Origin of the sequence: Mesorhizobium sp. M1A.F.Ca.IN.020.04.1.1, assembly GCF_003997315.1 — a bacterium.
Lineage (GTDB): Bacteria > Pseudomonadota > Alphaproteobacteria > Rhizobiales > Rhizobiaceae > Mesorhizobium.
The window spans coordinates 1-14,546 of record NZ_RZSN01000151.1; the positions used below are offsets into that span (position 1 = coordinate 1).

The following is a 14,546-nucleotide window of genomic DNA, read 5'->3' on the forward strand; positions in this document are numbered from 1 at the left end:
AGATCGGGTCGCGCAGTTCCGCCACGCCGGCAACCAACGGATGGTCCGGCGTGCCGCGGGCCCTTCTTGCCGGCCTGGCGGCGGACGCTTCGGCGATGCCGGCGGCGCGCTGGCGCGCCATTCTCGAAGAAATCCGCCGGACGGATCTGACCGCGGCGGCGCGGGCCGTGCGGGTCCGGACGTTGATCATTGCCGGCGCCCGCGATCCGCTCTTCGGCGAAGCGCACCAGGAGGCTTTGGCCGAGGCGCTTGCCGGATCGCGTCTCGTCTGGGCGCAGGACTGCGGCCACAATCCGCACTGGGAAGACCCGGCCTTCGTCGCCAAGGCAATAGCCGACGTGCTGCCAGCCGAGTGACTACCGCAACAGCGATCGGGCCGTCGGCGTGAGGCGCAACATCTCTGCCGGCTTCGTCGAAGCAGCCTGCATGGTTTGGCGAACCGCCTGCCATGCCGGAGAAGCGGTAAGGCCGGACCGATAGTTCGCATGGGCGTCGCCATCGTCGAAACCGATGACTGCGATGAAGACATTTTCGCCGGCTCGCACCGGCAGCCGCGAAAAAGTGTTTTCGGCATGCTCGCTGACGAAGGCGCCGAGCAGCCGGCCCCCGCTGGCCGTCAGTTGCGGAACCATTTCCGCCCGGAAACGCTCGGCAAAGCCGGTTTCCATGCCGTGGCGCAAATGATGAATCGAAATCTCAACAATACCGTCTAAGTGAGGCTCCGCACTTTTGTTTTCGCCTTCGCTCACGGTCGACCGCTCGCGCCTCGACAGGTCGAAGCCGGCGTCCGGCCACGCGGGCTTCAGCAACAGCACGTCGTCGGAATCGATCATCGTCGCATTGGCGGCGTTGCGATGCTCGGCCCACACCGGGCCGTCATAGAAAGCGGTGAGCGCTTTCCTCCTGGCCTCCATGTCGGCGAAGCCGCGCAGCCAGACGAACATGTCGGGACGGTCGAGGTCGCGGAACTGGCCGATGATGGTCATGCCCGCGGCTTCCTGGCTCTCGATGAACTCCCGGTCGAACAGCGCGATAAGCGTTTCGCGCTGGCCGGGTTTCAATGTGTATTGCCTGAGCTCCACGATCGGCGACGCAAGGCGGGAGGGTCTGTTCATGGCTAGACTCTCGAAAACAGGGTGTTCATCCTGTTTATAAACAGACCGGTTGTCCTGTTTTGTCAATATGCTACGTTCTTCCCCTTCTCTCCCACGGGGAAAGGTGGAGGTGGCGATGCGCAAGAAGCGCACCAACGATCCGCAGGGCATGCGGCGGCGCGTGCTCGACGTGGCGGAAGATTGCTTCCAGGCGCGCGGCTATCACGCCTCGAGCCTCGGCGACCTGATGGCGGCGGCCGGCGTCACCGGCGGCGCGCTGCACCATCATTTCCCGACCAAGAAGGCGCTGGCGCTGGCGGTGATCGAGGAGCGGGTGGCGGCCGCGGTTCAGGAGACCTGGATCGAGCCGGTGCGGGCGGCGCCTTCGGCGCGCAAGGGCGTGCGCGCGGTGTTCGCGTCGGTGGCTGCCGCGCTCGAGCAGCAGGGCTATGTGCGCGGCTGCCCGCTCAACAATCTCGCGCATGAGCTGTCGCTCGCCGATCCCGATTTCCGGATTGCGTTGGCCGATATCTTCGCCGGCTGGCGGCGGGCGATCGCCGACAAGGTGCGCGCCGATCAGGAGGCCGGCGGGGAAGGTGGGACCGATCCCGACCGCTTTGCCGCGCTGACGGTGGCGGCTTACTCCGGCGCCATGTCGATGGCCAAGACCGCACAGGATGCCGGTGTGTTGCGGCAGTGCCTGGAGGGTTTGGAGCGGGTCGAGCCCCCGCCATCACAGAACGGTTCGCCCGCCAGATGACCCCGCAGGGTGGTGCGGCAGCAGGCAATCCGCTGATGCCGGTATGAGGATCATCTTAAGTCCCTGACTGAAAGGCAGCCTTCACTCCCTCAGCGGCTTGATCGTCTCGAACCCCACTTCGCTCTGCGCGCTCGTCCCCTCGTCGTAGCGCCGCGCCAGCACCGCTTGCAGGTCGGGCGAATAGAGCGCGGTGAAGCTGTCGATCACCGCGCCGGAATCGCCGGTCAGCGTCTCTTTCACCGTCAGCACCGTGTATTTGCAGTCGCCCAGCTTGTAGGTGTCCTTGCCCTTGACGCTTAAAGCCAGTGTTTCGGTGCCCTTCGGCGCCTTCTTCGCCGAAAGCCGCACGAACTCGGTCTTGCTCTTGGCACCGGCCTTCAGCGGGAAGAGCTTTTTGAGGTCGCCGAGCGGGATCATTGACAGCCGGCCCGTGTCGCTATCGCGGAAAATCTCGATCAGCCCGGCGTAGAGATATTGCGTCTGCGGCGATTGCGACTGGTAGTTGTTGGCGACCGCGACCATGCCGCCCGGCGCCGGCCGGAACTCGCTGCGGATGCCGGGCTTCTCCAGCACGAAGCCGGCCTTGGCGGATTTGGCGTCCACGCAGTCGGCCGCCTCGGCGGTGCCGGTGAGGGCAAGCATGGAGAGGGCCACACAGGTCGTCACGGGTTTCATGCCTTCTCCCCTGGAAATGTGTTCTGGAAGGAATGACAGACCCTCTCTGCGCTGTCGACCCAAAGTGCCCTTCACGAATTCAACCAATGCTTGAAAAGAGCCGCCAATCTGGACGATCCGGCGCTGAAAATGTTCCAATGGCGCGATGATGAATCGCTTATCCTCAGCATTCTTGTCCCGGCGCGATTTCCTGGCCCGGGTGGCCGGCCTTGCCGCGACCTGCGCCCTGCCGGACACCACTTTCGCCCAGACCGGCCAGCCTATCCAGCCGATTGACGCCACCTTCCTGTTCATCGCCGATATCCATGCCTGCCGCATGGCGACCGGGCTCAGCCCGCATTGCGAGCAGGAGGGCAAGACCGACGCGGCATTGCTGCGCAATGTGGCCGTGCTCAACGCAATCGACGACAAAGAGTGGCCGGCCGAGATCAGCGGCGCTGCCACCGGCCTGCGCTCGGCCGGCACACGCATCGCCACGCCGCTCGGCCTCGTCACCGGGGGCGACATCACCGATGACGGCGGCGGCCAGATCACTGAGCCGAGCGAAGGCACGCAGCTTCTGCAGTTCAGCCAGCGCTACCAGCAAGGCATCGGCCCCGATCGCGTGCATGTCCCGGTCTATGTCGGGCTCGGCAATCACGATCTCGACCAGAATGGGCCGACGCGCCATGTCGACTGGTACCGTCGCGAGATGCGCGACTATGTCGAGGTCAACCATCGCCCCGGCGTTTTCTTCAAGCCGCCGGTGCCGGCGACCAATTACGATGTCGACACCGATTGCTATTCCTGGGATTGGGGCGGCCTGCACCTCGTCCAGACGCATCGCTTCGCCGGCGACACCGGCCATGACGCGATAGGCAGCCTGCCATGGCTGAAGCAGGATCTGGCGACCTATGCCGGCGACGGCCGTCCGGTGATTCTCTTCCAGCACTATGGTTGGGACACCTTCTCGGTCGAGCGCTGGGATCCAGTGAAGCGCACCTATGGCGAAGGCGGCGCCGGCCGCCCGCACTGGTGGGGCGACGCCGACCGCCAGGCGCTTCTCGCCACGCTGAAGGGTTATAATGTGATCGCCATTTTTCACGGCCATCAGCACGCAGTGCCGATGATCTACCGGCGCGACGGGCTCGACCTCGTCAAGCCGAAGGCGGCCTTCATGGGCGGCTTTGCGCTGGCGCGGGTGACCGATGACCACATGGACGTCGTCCTGGCTGAGGCGGCCGGCGACCATGGCGAGGTCGTTTTCACCAACGCCTTCACCAAAAGCTGGGCCACCTGAAGGGAGAAAGCACGCCGGGTAGAGTTGTCCAGGCCGGTTGTTCGAGCTGTTCTGCGGTGTTGACGCCGTCGGCGCTCAAAGACGAACAGGCCGGCGCGCGGGTCGGCCATTGCCTCGCGGCGTATGGAGTCAGAGCGCCTTGCGAGCCTTGTCCTTCACGTCGCCATAGGCCTTGCGCACCCTGCCGGCGATTCTTTCGGACATGCCTTCCACCTGCAAGCGCCGGCTGCCGGTGGCCTTGCCGGCCGCCTGCTTCAGCCTGCCTTTTACCTGCTTGGCGATGCCGGCAACTTGATGCCTGTTCACCATATCCGCATCTCCTGGGCCTGGAATAGGAGCGGGATGCGCCAACCGCATCCGCCACGACAACGAACGGGCAATGTTTGAGTTCCGTGCGGCCTGCCGCATCACGCCGCTGTCGGCATGACGGACAGCCCGTGCCGGGCGTTCGAGATCTGACCGCGGGGCCTGCTGGTCACATCGCTTTTTTGAGCATGGCTTTCATGTCGCCACAGGCCTTCTGCACCTGGCCTGCCGACTTGTCCGCCATGCCCCTGATTTCCATCGGCCGGTTGCCGGCGGCCTTGCCTATGGCTTGCCGGATCGAACCTTTGATCTGCTTCGCCAAGCCCACTATTTGGTCCATGTTCACCATCCCCGCATCTCCCGGAGATCCAATTCGCGAGGAGAAACGGGCCGGAGTGCTTCGCGGTTCCGTTGCGCCAAAGCACACCGGTCGAGGATAATTGACCGGCGACCGAATTCGGCATAATATGTAACCAAATGGATACGCATTATGCCGCAGGCTGAGCACGACCGTTCCGTCTTCCGCGCCATCGCCGATCCGACGCGGCGCGCCATCCTCGACCGGCTGCGGCAGGGCCCCGCGCCGGTCAACGAACTGGCGTCCGCCTTCTCGCAGAGTCGGCCGGCCATTTCCAAGCATCTGAGGATACTGCGCGAGCTCAACGTCGTTTCCGAGCAGCGGCAGGGCCGCGAGCGAGTCTACCGGCTGGAGCCGGCGGAATTGAAGGATGTCGCCGACTGGATCCTGCCTTACCGAGACTTCTGGCAGCACAGCCTCGGCAATCTCAAATCCTACCTGGAGAATGAATGATGGCCATCCAAGACAAGCCGCGCGCGATCGCCGACATTTCCGCCGGTACCATCCTTGCCACGGTGACGATCGCCGTGCCGCCGGAGCGCGTCTTCCGCGCTATTACCGCTGAGGACCAGATCCCGCTCTGGTGGGGCGCCGACAACATGTACCGGACGACGAAGCACACGGCCGATGTCCGGCCGGGCGGCGCCTGGCGCTCGGAAGGCAAGGGCGCGGACGGGCAGGACTTCCATGTCGCCGGCGAGTATCTCGAGGTCGAGCCGCCGCATCGTCTGGTGATGACCTGGAAGGCGCCCTGGGACGGCGATAACCTCACCACCGTCACCTATACGCTCGAAGCCGTCGAGAACGGCACCCGGCTGACGCTGCGCCATGACGGCTTCGGGTCGCGACGGGACTCCTGCCGCGATCACGGTTCCGGTTGGGAGCGCGTGCTGGGCTGGTTGGACGAATTCCTTTCCAAGGAGACGGCTGCCAGGTCGCCTTCGGTCTTCCATTGCCGGCTGATTCCGCCGCGTCCGGATTTCGCCTTCACCCTGACGGAGGAGGAGAGGGCGCTGATGAATGCGCATGTCGACTATCTGCGCGGCCTGCTTCGTGAAGGCAGAATGATGATTGCCGGCCCAGTCGCCGATCCAGCCGGACCGTGGGGGCTTCTGATCCTGCAGGTCGGCACGGAAGCCGACGCCAGGGCGGTTACCGAAGGCGACCCGGTGGCGCGTTCCGGCCGCGGCTTCCGCTATGAAATCCTGCCGATGATGAGCACGATCATGTAAGGCGAATGGAAAACGCCTCTCGCGCTTTTCAGGGCGCGGGAGGCGTCTTTTGTTATCAGCTTTTCTCGATACTCGTGAACTGCCGATAACAGGGACAAAACCGCCAGCCGGCAAAAGGGTTCCCGGCAAAACAAAATTTTTTGCTCGGCCGGATGCGACGCATTTCCCGGCTCCGTGCTAAAGGCACTTGCCAGCATGAGGATAGCCTTGCCGCACGACCGACCCTGCCCGACCCTGCTTGACGCATCAGCCGCCTTCGACTGCCAGAGCTGCGGCGCCTGCTGCGCCTATTCGGCGGACTGGCCGCGCTTTTCGACCGAAGAGGATGCCGAGCTAGACCGCATCCCCGACGAGCTGGTCGCGACCGACCTGTCAGGCATGCGCTGCGAGGACGGCCGCTGCGCCGCGCTTCGCGGCGAGGTGGGCAAGCAGACGGCCTGCGCGATTTACGAAGCCCGCCCGCATGTCTGCCGCGCCTGCATGCCCGGCGGCGACGACTGCCTGATGGCAAGGGCCGCCCATGGGCTGGCGGTGGAGAGCGTGATCTCCCCCCTCGAGGGGAGATGGCCGCGAAGCGGTCAGAGGGGGTCGTCTCACATAAATCGCCAACGTGATCGCGTCGCGGAAAAGGCCGCGCTCTACACGAGGCGAGCCCCCTCTGTCGCCTTCGGCGACATCTCCTCGCGAGGGGACCACAAGGGGGAGATTACTTTCTTCCCCGCTTGCCCACGCTCGGACCTCCCGATACCTTCCGCGCCGTGCAGGCCATGGAGGAAACCGTGAGCATCGAATTCCTGTTGACGTCGCTGATTATCGTCGCTTCGCCCGGCACTGGCGTTCTCTACACGCTGAGCGCCGGCCTCTCACGCGGCGCTCGCGCCGCGATCATCGCCGCTTTCGGCTGCACGCTGGGCATCATCCCGCACATGGCGGCGGCCATCACCGGCCTTGCGGCGGTGCTGCACACAAGCGCCGTCGCCTTCGAGACTCTGAAATATCTGGGCGTCGCCTATCTGCTCTACATGGCCTGGAACACGCTGAAGGAGAAGGGCGGCCTTGCTCTCGATCAGAACGCCGCGCCACGCTCTGTCCGAAAGGTGATCACCTCCGGCATCCTGGTCAACATCTTGAACCCAAAACTGTCAATCTTCTTCTTCGCCTTCCTGCCGCAATTCGTCAGCACCACGGAGCCGCACGCTTTCGCCAGGATGCTGGAACTGTCCGGCGTCTTCATGCTGATGACCTTCCTTGTCTTCGTCGTCTACGGCGTGTTCGCGGCTTCGGTGCGCAGCCATGTCGTGTCGCGGCCGATGGTGCTGACCTGGATGCGCCGCACTTTCGCCGGCGCCTTCGTCATGCTGGGAGCCAAGCTGGCGCTGGCGGATCGGTAAGCGAACCGTGATATAGCCCATCGCCTCGACTATCGCCCGTCCGCGACGCGGATCAGGTTGACGCAGGGATGGCCGAGCGCTGGCGCTGGCGCTGCTGATCTCCCTCCTTGAGGGGGAGATGTCGCCGAAGGCGACAGAGGGGGTCGCCGCGCGTTGGAGCGCCAGCGCCTCTCGTTGCAAAGGAGTCGTCGCCGGAGCCTTATGCGCGGGCCCCCCTCTGCCCTGCCGGGCATCTCCCCCTCAAGAGGGGAGATCGGCTGTTGCGCAGGCCTTCGCCAATCGCAACAGTATAGAAGCCCGCCTTTGGACCGGCTGCCCGCATGCCAAAACAAAAAGGGCGACATGTCTGCCGCCCTTTCCATATTCTCTGTGGGACCGGACTTCTTAGAAGTCATGCCACCACTCAAGCCCGCTTGCGGGCTTGAGCAATGTTAAATGATGGGCGTGCTTTATGGACTTCTTAGAAGTCCATGCCGCCCATGCCGCCCATGCCGCCGCCAGGCATACCGCCCGGCATACCGCCGGCGGCTTCCTTCTTCGGAGCCTCGGCGATCATGGCTTCGGTGGTGACCAGCAGGCCGGCGACCGAGGCCGCGTCCTGGAGAGCGGTGCGAACGACCTTGACCGGGTCGACGATGCCCATGCCAATCATGTCGCCATACTCGCCGGTCTGGGCGTTGAAGCCGTAGGTCGCAGCCTTGTTCTCGAGGATCTTGCCGGCAACGATCGAAGCCTCGGCACCGGCGTTGGCCGCGATCTGGCGGGCCGGAGCCTGCAGCGCGCGACGAACGATGGCGATGCCCGCGGCCTGGTCAGCATTGACGCCGGTCGCCTTGACGGCGTGCGAAGCGCGCAGCAGCGCGACGCCGCCGCCGGGGACGATGCCTTCTTCAACGGCCGCGCGGGTCGCGTTCAGAGCGTCGTCAACGCGGTCCTTCTTTTCCTTGACCTCGACCTCGGTCGCGCCGCCGACGCGGATCACCGCGACGCCGCCCGCGAGCTTGGCCAGACGCTCCTGCAGCTTCTCCTTGTCGTAGTCCGAGGTGGTCTCCTCGATCTGCTGCTTGATCTGGGCAACGCGGCCCTGGATCTCGGCCTTCTTGCCGGCGCCGTCGACGATGGTGGTGTTCTCCTTGGAGATCGACACCTTCTTGGCGCGGCCGAGCATGTTGAGGCCGACATTCTCGAGCTTGATGCCGAGGTCTTCCGAGATGACCTGGCCACCGGTGAGGATGGCGATGTCTTCCAGCATGGCCTTGCGGCGATCACCGAAGCCCGGCGCCTTGACGGCGGCGATCTTCAGGCCGCCACGCAGCTTGTTGACGACCAGCGTGGCCAGAGCCTCGCCTTCGACGTCTTCCGAGATGATGAGCAGCGGCTTCGAGGTCTGCACGACGGCTTCGAGAACCGGCAGCATGGCCTGGAGGTTGGACAGCTTCTTCTCGTGCAGGAGGATGTAGACGTCCTCGAGCTCGGCAACCATCTTGTCGGCGTTGGTGACGAAGTAGGGCGAGAGGTAGCCGCGGTCGAACTGCATGCCTTCGACGACTTCGAGTTCGGTCTCGGCGGTCTTGGCTTCCTCAACCGTGATGACGCCTTCGTTGCCGACCTTCTGCATTGCTTCGGCGATCATCTTGCCGACCGAAGCATCGCCGTTGCCGGCGATGGTGCCGACCTGGGCAACCTCTTCGGAGGTCTTGATCTTCTTGGCGTTCTTGATCAGCGTCGCAACGACGTCGGTTACCGCGAGGTCGATGCCGCGCTTCAGGTCCATCGGGTTCATGCCGGCGGCAACCGCCTTGTGGCCTTCCTGGACGATCGACTGCGCCAGAACGGTCGCGGTCGTGGTGCCGTCGCCGGCGATGTCGTTGGTCTTCGAAGCAACTTCGCGGACCATCTGCGCGCCCATGTTCTCGAACTTGTCCTCAAGCTCGATTTCCTTGGCGACGGTGACGCCGTCCTTGGTGATGCGCGGGGCGCCGAACGACTTGTCGATGACGACGTTGCGGCCCTTGGGGCCGAGCGTGACCTTCACCGCGTCGGCGAGGATGTTGACGCCGCGCAGCATGCGCTCGCGGGCATCACGGGAGAATTTTACGTCTTTGGCAGCCATTTTTAGCTCCTGGCAGGGGCTTCAATCGAGCCCGGGAATTCAGTTGACGAAAGGGCCTGATATGAGCCGATGATGCCCATGATGTCGGATTCCTTCATGATCAGAAGGTCTTCGCCATTGAGCTTGACTTCGGTGCCCGACCACTTGCCGAACAGGATGCGATCGCCGGCCTTGACGTCCAGTGGGACGAGCTTGCCGGCTTCGTCACGGGCGCCGGAACCAACGGCGATGATCTCGCCTTCCTGCGGCTTTTCCTTTGCCGTATCCGGGATGATGATCCCGCCAGCGGTCTTGGATTCGGATTCGACCCGGCGAACGACCACGCGGTCATGCAGCGGGCGGAACTTCGACTTTGCCATTTTCGGATTTTTCCCTGGTGCGGATGTTGAGGGGTTTTTGTTAGCACTCGCGATGGACGAGTGCTAACGCGATAGTGAGGTAGGCTGTAAGCGGGCACTCGTCAAGACGGACGAGGGCAGGCGAGGAGCTCTGGCCCCCTCCCCGGTGGAACCCAACGCATACGCGCATCCGCGTTGATGGCTGCGAGCCCCACATTTCCATTGAATTCGGCGTCATGACGCCAACTTGCGCGCGCCGCTTCCAAGTCGTCAGTCGTGCTGCCGTCAGCACGAACATAGGGCTGCGCTTCACTTCCCGTCGAAGCCGCGGCAAGCAGCGTCGCCGTCAGCACGCTCCTTTGCAGATGCTTGCCAAAGGTGGACAGTGAGCGCACCTGCGCCGGGCTGTTGGTGCGAACGTAAGACGTCATTGACAACTCCTTTTTGCAAGTCGAGCCCTTCTCCACCTTCGGCCGCCGTCGACGCGAAGAAGTCCGCATCGCGTTGATGACGAGCTGCGAAAAAGAGAAAGATGTGTTTGATGGCTGCGGCCCCAACGGTGCCTTCAGATTTGAGATCACTTCCGCCGCGAGCGGCTGAAGCTCCTCGCAACGTCACAATCGAATCTGCTGCCAAGCCTCCAGGAAAGGAGAGCATTGCTCATCTCGCGCTTGTGCATGCAGTCAACCTTCGATCCGTGTTGCCACATCTCAAGTGCAAATGCCGTGCCAAAGCTCACTGGGTAGTGAACGCATGGCTCTCCCTGAAAACCTCACAAATCCAGCATGGTCAATTGTGCGGAACCCGACATGCGTCTTCTGCCACTGTCAGCTTTCGGACAGGCATGACGCGTTTCGCGCCGACCACCGGTCGATCGGTTTTGGGGCCGGTCTGTTCGCCTCATAAGAGCGCGTCACGTTGCGTAGCGGTTTCCCGAGCGCCGCCACATGACACTGGACCTGCAGGTAGCACCGGCTTCTCATCCAGCCTTGCTTTGGCCCCTTCGCGTATCAAATTCCCGCTGGCGAGCCCTGCTTTCATAGATCGCACCATGCCGGATGTCTGCTCTGGCGCCCGACCCGCTGGCACGATCTCGATCCGGCATAAGGGCGCAGCATCTTTGCAGGCCGTTTCATCCCGGCGTCCTGCTTGGCTGAAAGACCGCACTTGGCGAGCGGTCTCCATGCTCTCTCCAAGGACCATCCCTGCGGCTGGCTTGTCGACCTATGGGCGGGTCCGGCCGCCCGAAACCCTCGCCATCAGCTTTTTTCCCCGCCGCCTGCGGCGGCTTCCTCGCGCCGCTTCGCTCACAAAAAAGCTGCCCGCTCGGATCCTTCGCTGTCGCTGCGGCCCTGTCGGATTCAGGCGGTCCTGACGCGCCCATTACGGTGCGCCATCGCAGGGGATGGTCCCCGGCGAAACCACAAAAGGAGACTTCGAAATGACCGCGATCGGTTACGTCAACAAGCAGGAAAACGGCGCCTACAAGGGCCAGCTCAAGACGCTCAGCGTCCGCGCCGACATCGATATCGTCCCCAACCAGGCCAAGAGCGCCGACAACCATCCCGACTTCCGGGTGCTTACGCAAGGGGTCGAAGTTGGCGCCGGCTGGATCCGCACCGGCGAGACTTCCGGCAAGGATTATGTGAGCCTGTCGATTGCAGCGCCGGAGTTCGGACCGCGCAAGCTCTACGCCAATCTCGGCCGCGCCGCCGGCCAGGACGATCACGACACCTACGCCATCATCTGGAACCCGGCCGACTGACCGGCCGAGATAGAGCCTCGCGCCGCAGCCCCGGCGCGGGGCTCATTCCCAGGAGTTCCACCCAAACCCCGTCCGCCCTAAAGGGCGGCGAAAACTCTCCCCCGACTCTTCGCCCGTCCCCGAGACGATCTCCCTCGCCCATCCTCGCCCTCGCTTGTCCGAAGCGAAACGAGGATCATCATGGACGACGAAAACGAACGCGCGGCCCGCGCGAAAAAGGGCAGCCCGTTTCTCAGCACAGCCCAAGCCGCCTTCTATATCGGGCTCTCCCAGCGCACGCTCGAAAAGATGCGGCTCAAGGGCGGCGGCCCGAAATTCCGCAAGCACGGCCGCTATGTCCGCTATCACATCGACGAACTCGACCATTGGTCGAAAGGACACCCGCAGCACTCCACCGCCGGCGATGGCAAGGCCGGTTCCGGCCAGGGCGGCACGGGAGGCCGTTCATGAGGCGGCGCCCTTCCATCCATCTGATCGGCAGCCGCCTGAGGCGTGTTCGAGCCCGTAAGACGGTCGCCTTGGCCGCGGCCGGTCTCGGTCTTTTGGGCTTCACGGCGCTGGGAAAGCCCACCCCTTGGCTGGTCTGGAACGCCTCGGCCAGCGCGCCGATCGGCCTTTACCGCATCGCTGCGGGAGCGCTGGCGCGTGGCGATCTCGTGCTCGTGCGCCCGCCTGAATACGCGGCGTATCTCGCCGCCGAGCGCAGCTATCTGCCTCGCAATGTGCCGCTGGCAAAACGTCTTGCAGCGCTGCCGGACGATAATGTCTGCGCCTTCAATGACGCCATCATCATCGGCGGCGACATCGTCGCGCGCCGGCTCAAAATCGACGCCGAAGGCCGACCTTTGCCATGGTGGAACGGCTGCCGAGCGCTCGGGGATAACGAGGTTTTCCTGCTCGGCAGCGACAAAAACCGCTCCTTCGACAGCCGCTATTTCGGGCCTGTTCCCACTCAAAATGTCATCGGGAGGCTCGTACCGCTATGGACCGAGTGACCCTCCTCTTGTTGGGCATGATCGCCATTGCGCCATGCGCCTGTTCCGCCTCGACCGGCGCTGAGCCGGTCGCCATCTCCCAAAGTCCGCAGCTGCGAAAGTGGCAGACGTTGGTATCGGAAGCAAGCCGGCGCTTCCATATTCCCCAAGCCTGGATCTATGCCGTCATGGCTGCCGAAAGCGGCGGCAAGACAATGCGCGGCGGCCGCCCCATCACCTCCCCCGCTGGCGCCATGGGCCTCATGCAGGTGATGCCCGGCACCTATGAGGAGATGCGGGTCGAACACGGCCTTGGGCCTAACCCCCACGATCCGCGCGACAATATCCTGGCCGGCACGGCCTATCTCAGCGCCATGTATGACCGCTTCGGATTTCCTGGCCTGTTTGGCGCCTACAATGCCGGTCCCGAGCGCTACGACGAGCATTTGAAGCGTGGCAAACCGCTGCCAGAAGAGACCGTCGAGTACCTCGACCAACTCAAGGCGGCCGGAGTTTCGGCGGCCGACATCGAGGCGTTCGAAAGCCAATCTGTCGCTCCAAAGGCGCAAATCGCTCCTCTCGGACGGTCGCTGTTCTTCATTCATGACGGTGTTCACTCAGGCGTGCGAAACGGCGATCTCTTCGTGCCGCTCGGCAAGGACGGCGCGCAGCCGAAGGAGCCGGTGCGTTAGCCATGGGCGGACGGGGGCGCGTCTGGCGGGGCTGGGCGCGTAAGGCAAGATAAAGGTACCGCCTCCAGGAGGCGGTTAAATCTTTGTCTGCACATCGTTTTTCCAGGAGGCTGCCGCCGGTGCCAAGAGGGTTGGACGTGTAAGTGTCTGATTTTGCTTGATATGTCTGGGAGGCTCGCATGAAGGATGACGAGTTCAGGCCGAAGCTCGGCAAAATCGGGTCGCGCGGCTCGAAGGCAGGCAAACGCTATGCCGGTCAAGTCCGGGCAGCCGTCAACCGAGCCGGCGGCCAGCCCCAGCCCGGCGGTCGCTTCACGGGCAGCCGGACAGGGCGCGGCGGGGCGGCTGCGGCGCTGCTGAAATCGCGCGACCGGTATGCCGCCTTCCGCCAGCGCCGGGTGATCGTCAAGGCGCGGATCGTCAAGCTCGCCGGCAAGGGCGCGGACGGGGCGCGTGCCCATCTACGCTATCTTCAGCGCGACGGCGTCACCCGAGAAGGTGCGCCTGGCGAGCTCTACGGCGCCGACAGCGACCGCGTCGACGGCAAGGCGTTCATCGATCGCGCGGACGGCGACCGCCACCAATTCCGCTTCATCGTCGCTGCCGAAGACGGCATCGAGTATGAAGACCTGAAGGCGCTGACGCGGCGGCTCATGGCGCAGATGCAGGAAGACCTCGGCACGAAGCTCGACTGGGTCGCGGTTGATCATTTCAACACCGGCCACCCGCACAGCCACATCATCGTCCGAGGCAGGGACGACCGTGGCGAGAACCTGGTCATCGCGCGCGAATATATCTCATCTGGCATCCGCGAGCGGGCGGCCGAGCTGGTCAGCCTCGATCTCGGTCCGCGAACCGACCGCGAGATTGAGCTTCGCCTGCGCCGGGAAATGGAGCAGGAACGCTTCACCAGCATCGACCGTCGGCTGCTCAGCATGCGTGATGATGACGGGCTGGTCTCGCCGGGCGGTCCCGACGCCATTCGCCAGACGCTGCACCAGGGACGGCTGCGCAAGCTCGAGCGGATGGGTCTGGCCGCGGAGGTCGGCGCTGGCTCCTGGCGCCTCGACGATGAGCTCGAAGCCACGCTGCGCCGCACCGGCGAACGCGGCGACATCATCAAGACCATCCACCGCGAACTGGCCGGCAAGGGGCTTGCACGCAGTGCCGCCGACTGGGTGATCCACGATCGAGCCGGCGAGCCCGTCCAGTCTCTCGTCGGTCGCGTTGTCGCGCGTGGACTGGCCGACGAGATCAATGACCGCCACTACATGATCGTCGACGCCGTCGACGGTAAGAGCCATTGGATCGACATCGGTAGAGGCGAGGCGATGGAAACGATGCCTAATGGCTGCATCGTGCGTGTCGCGCCAAGGAACACCGAGCCGAGGCGGGTCGATCGTACCATCGCCGAAATCGCCGCCGCGAATGGCGGCCGTTACGACGTCGATATCCACCTGAAGCATGACCCATCCGCCACCGAGAGCTTTGCGCGAACGCATGTGCGGCGGCTGGAGGCGATCCGCCGCGCGACCGGCGGCGTTGAGCGAGAGCCGAACGGCACCTGGC

At 64.1% G+C, this 14,546-nt stretch carries 17 protein-coding genes and 2 pseudogenes; 12 read left to right on the forward strand and 7 right to left on the reverse strand.

Going from position 1 to position 14,546, the window contains the following annotated elements:
• Positions 1-356 (forward strand): alpha/beta hydrolase (locus EOA49_RS24420; protein ID WP_127243398.1); only part of this gene is annotated, 356 nt, incomplete at its 5' end.
• On the opposite strand, the gene EOA49_RS24425 is transcribed toward EOA49_RS24420, so the two are convergent.
• Positions 357-1,238 (reverse strand): NIPSNAP family protein, encoded by an 882-nt coding sequence (locus EOA49_RS24425; RefSeq protein WP_347404002.1) that lies wholly within the window; start codon positions 1,236-1,238, stop codon positions 357-359. It lies immediately after the preceding gene.
• Here EOA49_RS24425 and EOA49_RS24430 point away from each other — a divergent pair.
• Positions 1,231-1,854 carry a TetR/AcrR family transcriptional regulator gene (locus EOA49_RS24430; protein ID WP_127241489.1) on the forward strand — a complete coding sequence of 208 codons (624 nt, stop codon included), beginning with the start codon at positions 1,231-1,233 and terminating at the stop codon, positions 1,852-1,854. The genes EOA49_RS24425 and EOA49_RS24430 overlap by 8 nt on opposite strands.
• Positions 1,855-1,935: 81 nt before the next feature.
• On the opposite strand, the gene EOA49_RS24435 is transcribed toward EOA49_RS24430, so the two are convergent.
• Positions 1,936-2,529: a hypothetical protein gene (locus tag EOA49_RS24435; protein WP_127241490.1), complete on the reverse strand. Its 594-nt coding sequence runs from the start codon at positions 2,527-2,529 to the stop codon at positions 1,936-1,938.
• A gap of 145 nt (positions 2,530-2,674) precedes the next feature.
• Here EOA49_RS24435 and EOA49_RS24440 point away from each other — a divergent pair, with 145 nt between their 5' ends.
• Entirely contained in the window at positions 2,675-3,808 is a 1,134-nt protein-coding gene (locus EOA49_RS24440; protein WP_127241491.1) for a metallophosphoesterase, read from the forward strand.
• A 129-nt stretch (positions 3,809-3,937) separates the two neighbouring features.
• Here the strand turns inward: EOA49_RS24440 and EOA49_RS24445 are convergent, their stop codons facing one another.
• The gene (locus EOA49_RS24445) at positions 3,938-4,117 is read right to left on the reverse strand and encodes a CsbD family protein (protein WP_095784086.1); all 180 of its coding nucleotides are present in this window, start codon (positions 4,115-4,117) and stop codon (positions 3,938-3,940) included.
• A gap of 166 nt (positions 4,118-4,283) precedes the next feature.
• Complete coding sequence (locus EOA49_RS24450) at positions 4,284-4,463, reverse strand: CsbD family protein (RefSeq protein ID WP_095802556.1); 180 nt, start codon at positions 4,461-4,463, stop codon at positions 4,284-4,286.
• Positions 4,464-4,604: 141 nt separating this feature from the next.
• Between EOA49_RS24450 and EOA49_RS24455 the strand changes: the two genes are divergently transcribed.
• From EOA49_RS24455 to EOA49_RS24470, 4 genes and pseudogenes are all read left to right on the forward strand, one after another.
• On the forward strand, positions 4,605-4,925 hold the full coding sequence (locus tag EOA49_RS24455) for a metalloregulator ArsR/SmtB family transcription factor (protein ID WP_067001113.1): 321 nt from the start codon (positions 4,605-4,607) through the stop codon (positions 4,923-4,925).
• Positions 4,922-5,704, forward strand: coding sequence for an SRPBCC domain-containing protein (locus EOA49_RS24460; protein ID WP_245460782.1), 783 nt, complete (start codon positions 4,922-4,924; stop codon positions 5,702-5,704). The genes EOA49_RS24455 and EOA49_RS24460 overlap by 4 nt, the downstream gene beginning before the upstream one ends.
• 195 nt (positions 5,705-5,899) lie before the next feature.
• Positions 5,900-6,238: pseudogene (locus EOA49_RS33635) on the forward strand (YkgJ family cysteine cluster protein); the annotation flags it as partial.
• A 245-nt stretch (positions 6,239-6,483) separates the two neighbouring features.
• On the forward strand, positions 6,484-7,095 hold the full coding sequence (locus EOA49_RS24470; protein ID WP_095824659.1) for a LysE family translocator: 612 nt from the start codon (positions 6,484-6,486) through the stop codon (positions 7,093-7,095).
• Between the two features lie 460 nt (positions 7,096-7,555).
• On the opposite strand, the gene groL is transcribed toward EOA49_RS24470, so the two are convergent.
• The 3 genes and pseudogenes from groL to EOA49_RS24490 all read right to left on the reverse strand — a co-directional run bounded on the left by groL (position 7,556) and on the right by EOA49_RS24490 (position 10,203).
• On the reverse strand, positions 7,556-9,208 hold the full coding sequence (gene groL / locus EOA49_RS24480; protein WP_127216734.1) for a chaperonin GroEL: 1,653 nt from the start codon (positions 9,206-9,208) through the stop codon (positions 7,556-7,558).
• Between the two features lie 65 nt (positions 9,209-9,273).
• Positions 9,274-9,567: pseudogene (gene groES, locus EOA49_RS24485) on the reverse strand (co-chaperone GroES); the annotation flags it as partial.
• Positions 9,568-9,855: 288 nt separating this feature from the next.
• Positions 9,856-10,203 carry a hypothetical protein gene (locus tag EOA49_RS24490; RefSeq protein ID WP_126038541.1) on the reverse strand — a complete coding sequence of 116 codons (348 nt, stop codon included), beginning with the start codon at positions 10,201-10,203 and terminating at the stop codon, positions 9,856-9,858.
• A gap of 784 nt (positions 10,204-10,987) precedes the next feature.
• On the opposite strand from EOA49_RS24490, the gene EOA49_RS24495 reads away from it, so the two are divergent.
• From EOA49_RS24495 to EOA49_RS24515, 5 genes are all read left to right on the forward strand, one after another.
• The gene (locus EOA49_RS24495) at positions 10,988-11,311 is read left to right on the forward strand and encodes a DUF736 domain-containing protein (protein WP_029354915.1); all 324 of its coding nucleotides are present in this window, start codon (positions 10,988-10,990) and stop codon (positions 11,309-11,311) included.
• Positions 11,312-11,491: 180 nt separating this feature from the next.
• Positions 11,492-11,761, forward strand: a complete 270-nt coding sequence (locus tag EOA49_RS24500; protein WP_029354917.1) for a helix-turn-helix domain-containing protein — start codon at positions 11,492-11,494, stop codon at positions 11,759-11,761.
• Positions 11,758-12,306: a S26 family signal peptidase gene (locus tag EOA49_RS24505; RefSeq protein WP_029354919.1), complete on the forward strand. Its 549-nt coding sequence runs from the start codon at positions 11,758-11,760 to the stop codon at positions 12,304-12,306. Before EOA49_RS24500 ends, EOA49_RS24505 begins: the two co-directional genes overlap by 4 nt.
• Positions 12,294-12,977, forward strand: coding sequence for a lytic transglycosylase domain-containing protein (locus tag EOA49_RS24510; protein WP_024505647.1), 684 nt, complete (start codon positions 12,294-12,296; stop codon positions 12,975-12,977). The genes EOA49_RS24505 and EOA49_RS24510 overlap by 13 nt, the downstream gene beginning before the upstream one ends.
• Before the next feature lie 179 nt (positions 12,978-13,156).
• Positions 13,157-14,546, forward strand: a 1,390-nt coding sequence (locus tag EOA49_RS24515; protein WP_127243399.1) for a relaxase/mobilization nuclease domain-containing protein, incomplete at its 3' end; no start/stop codon positions are given.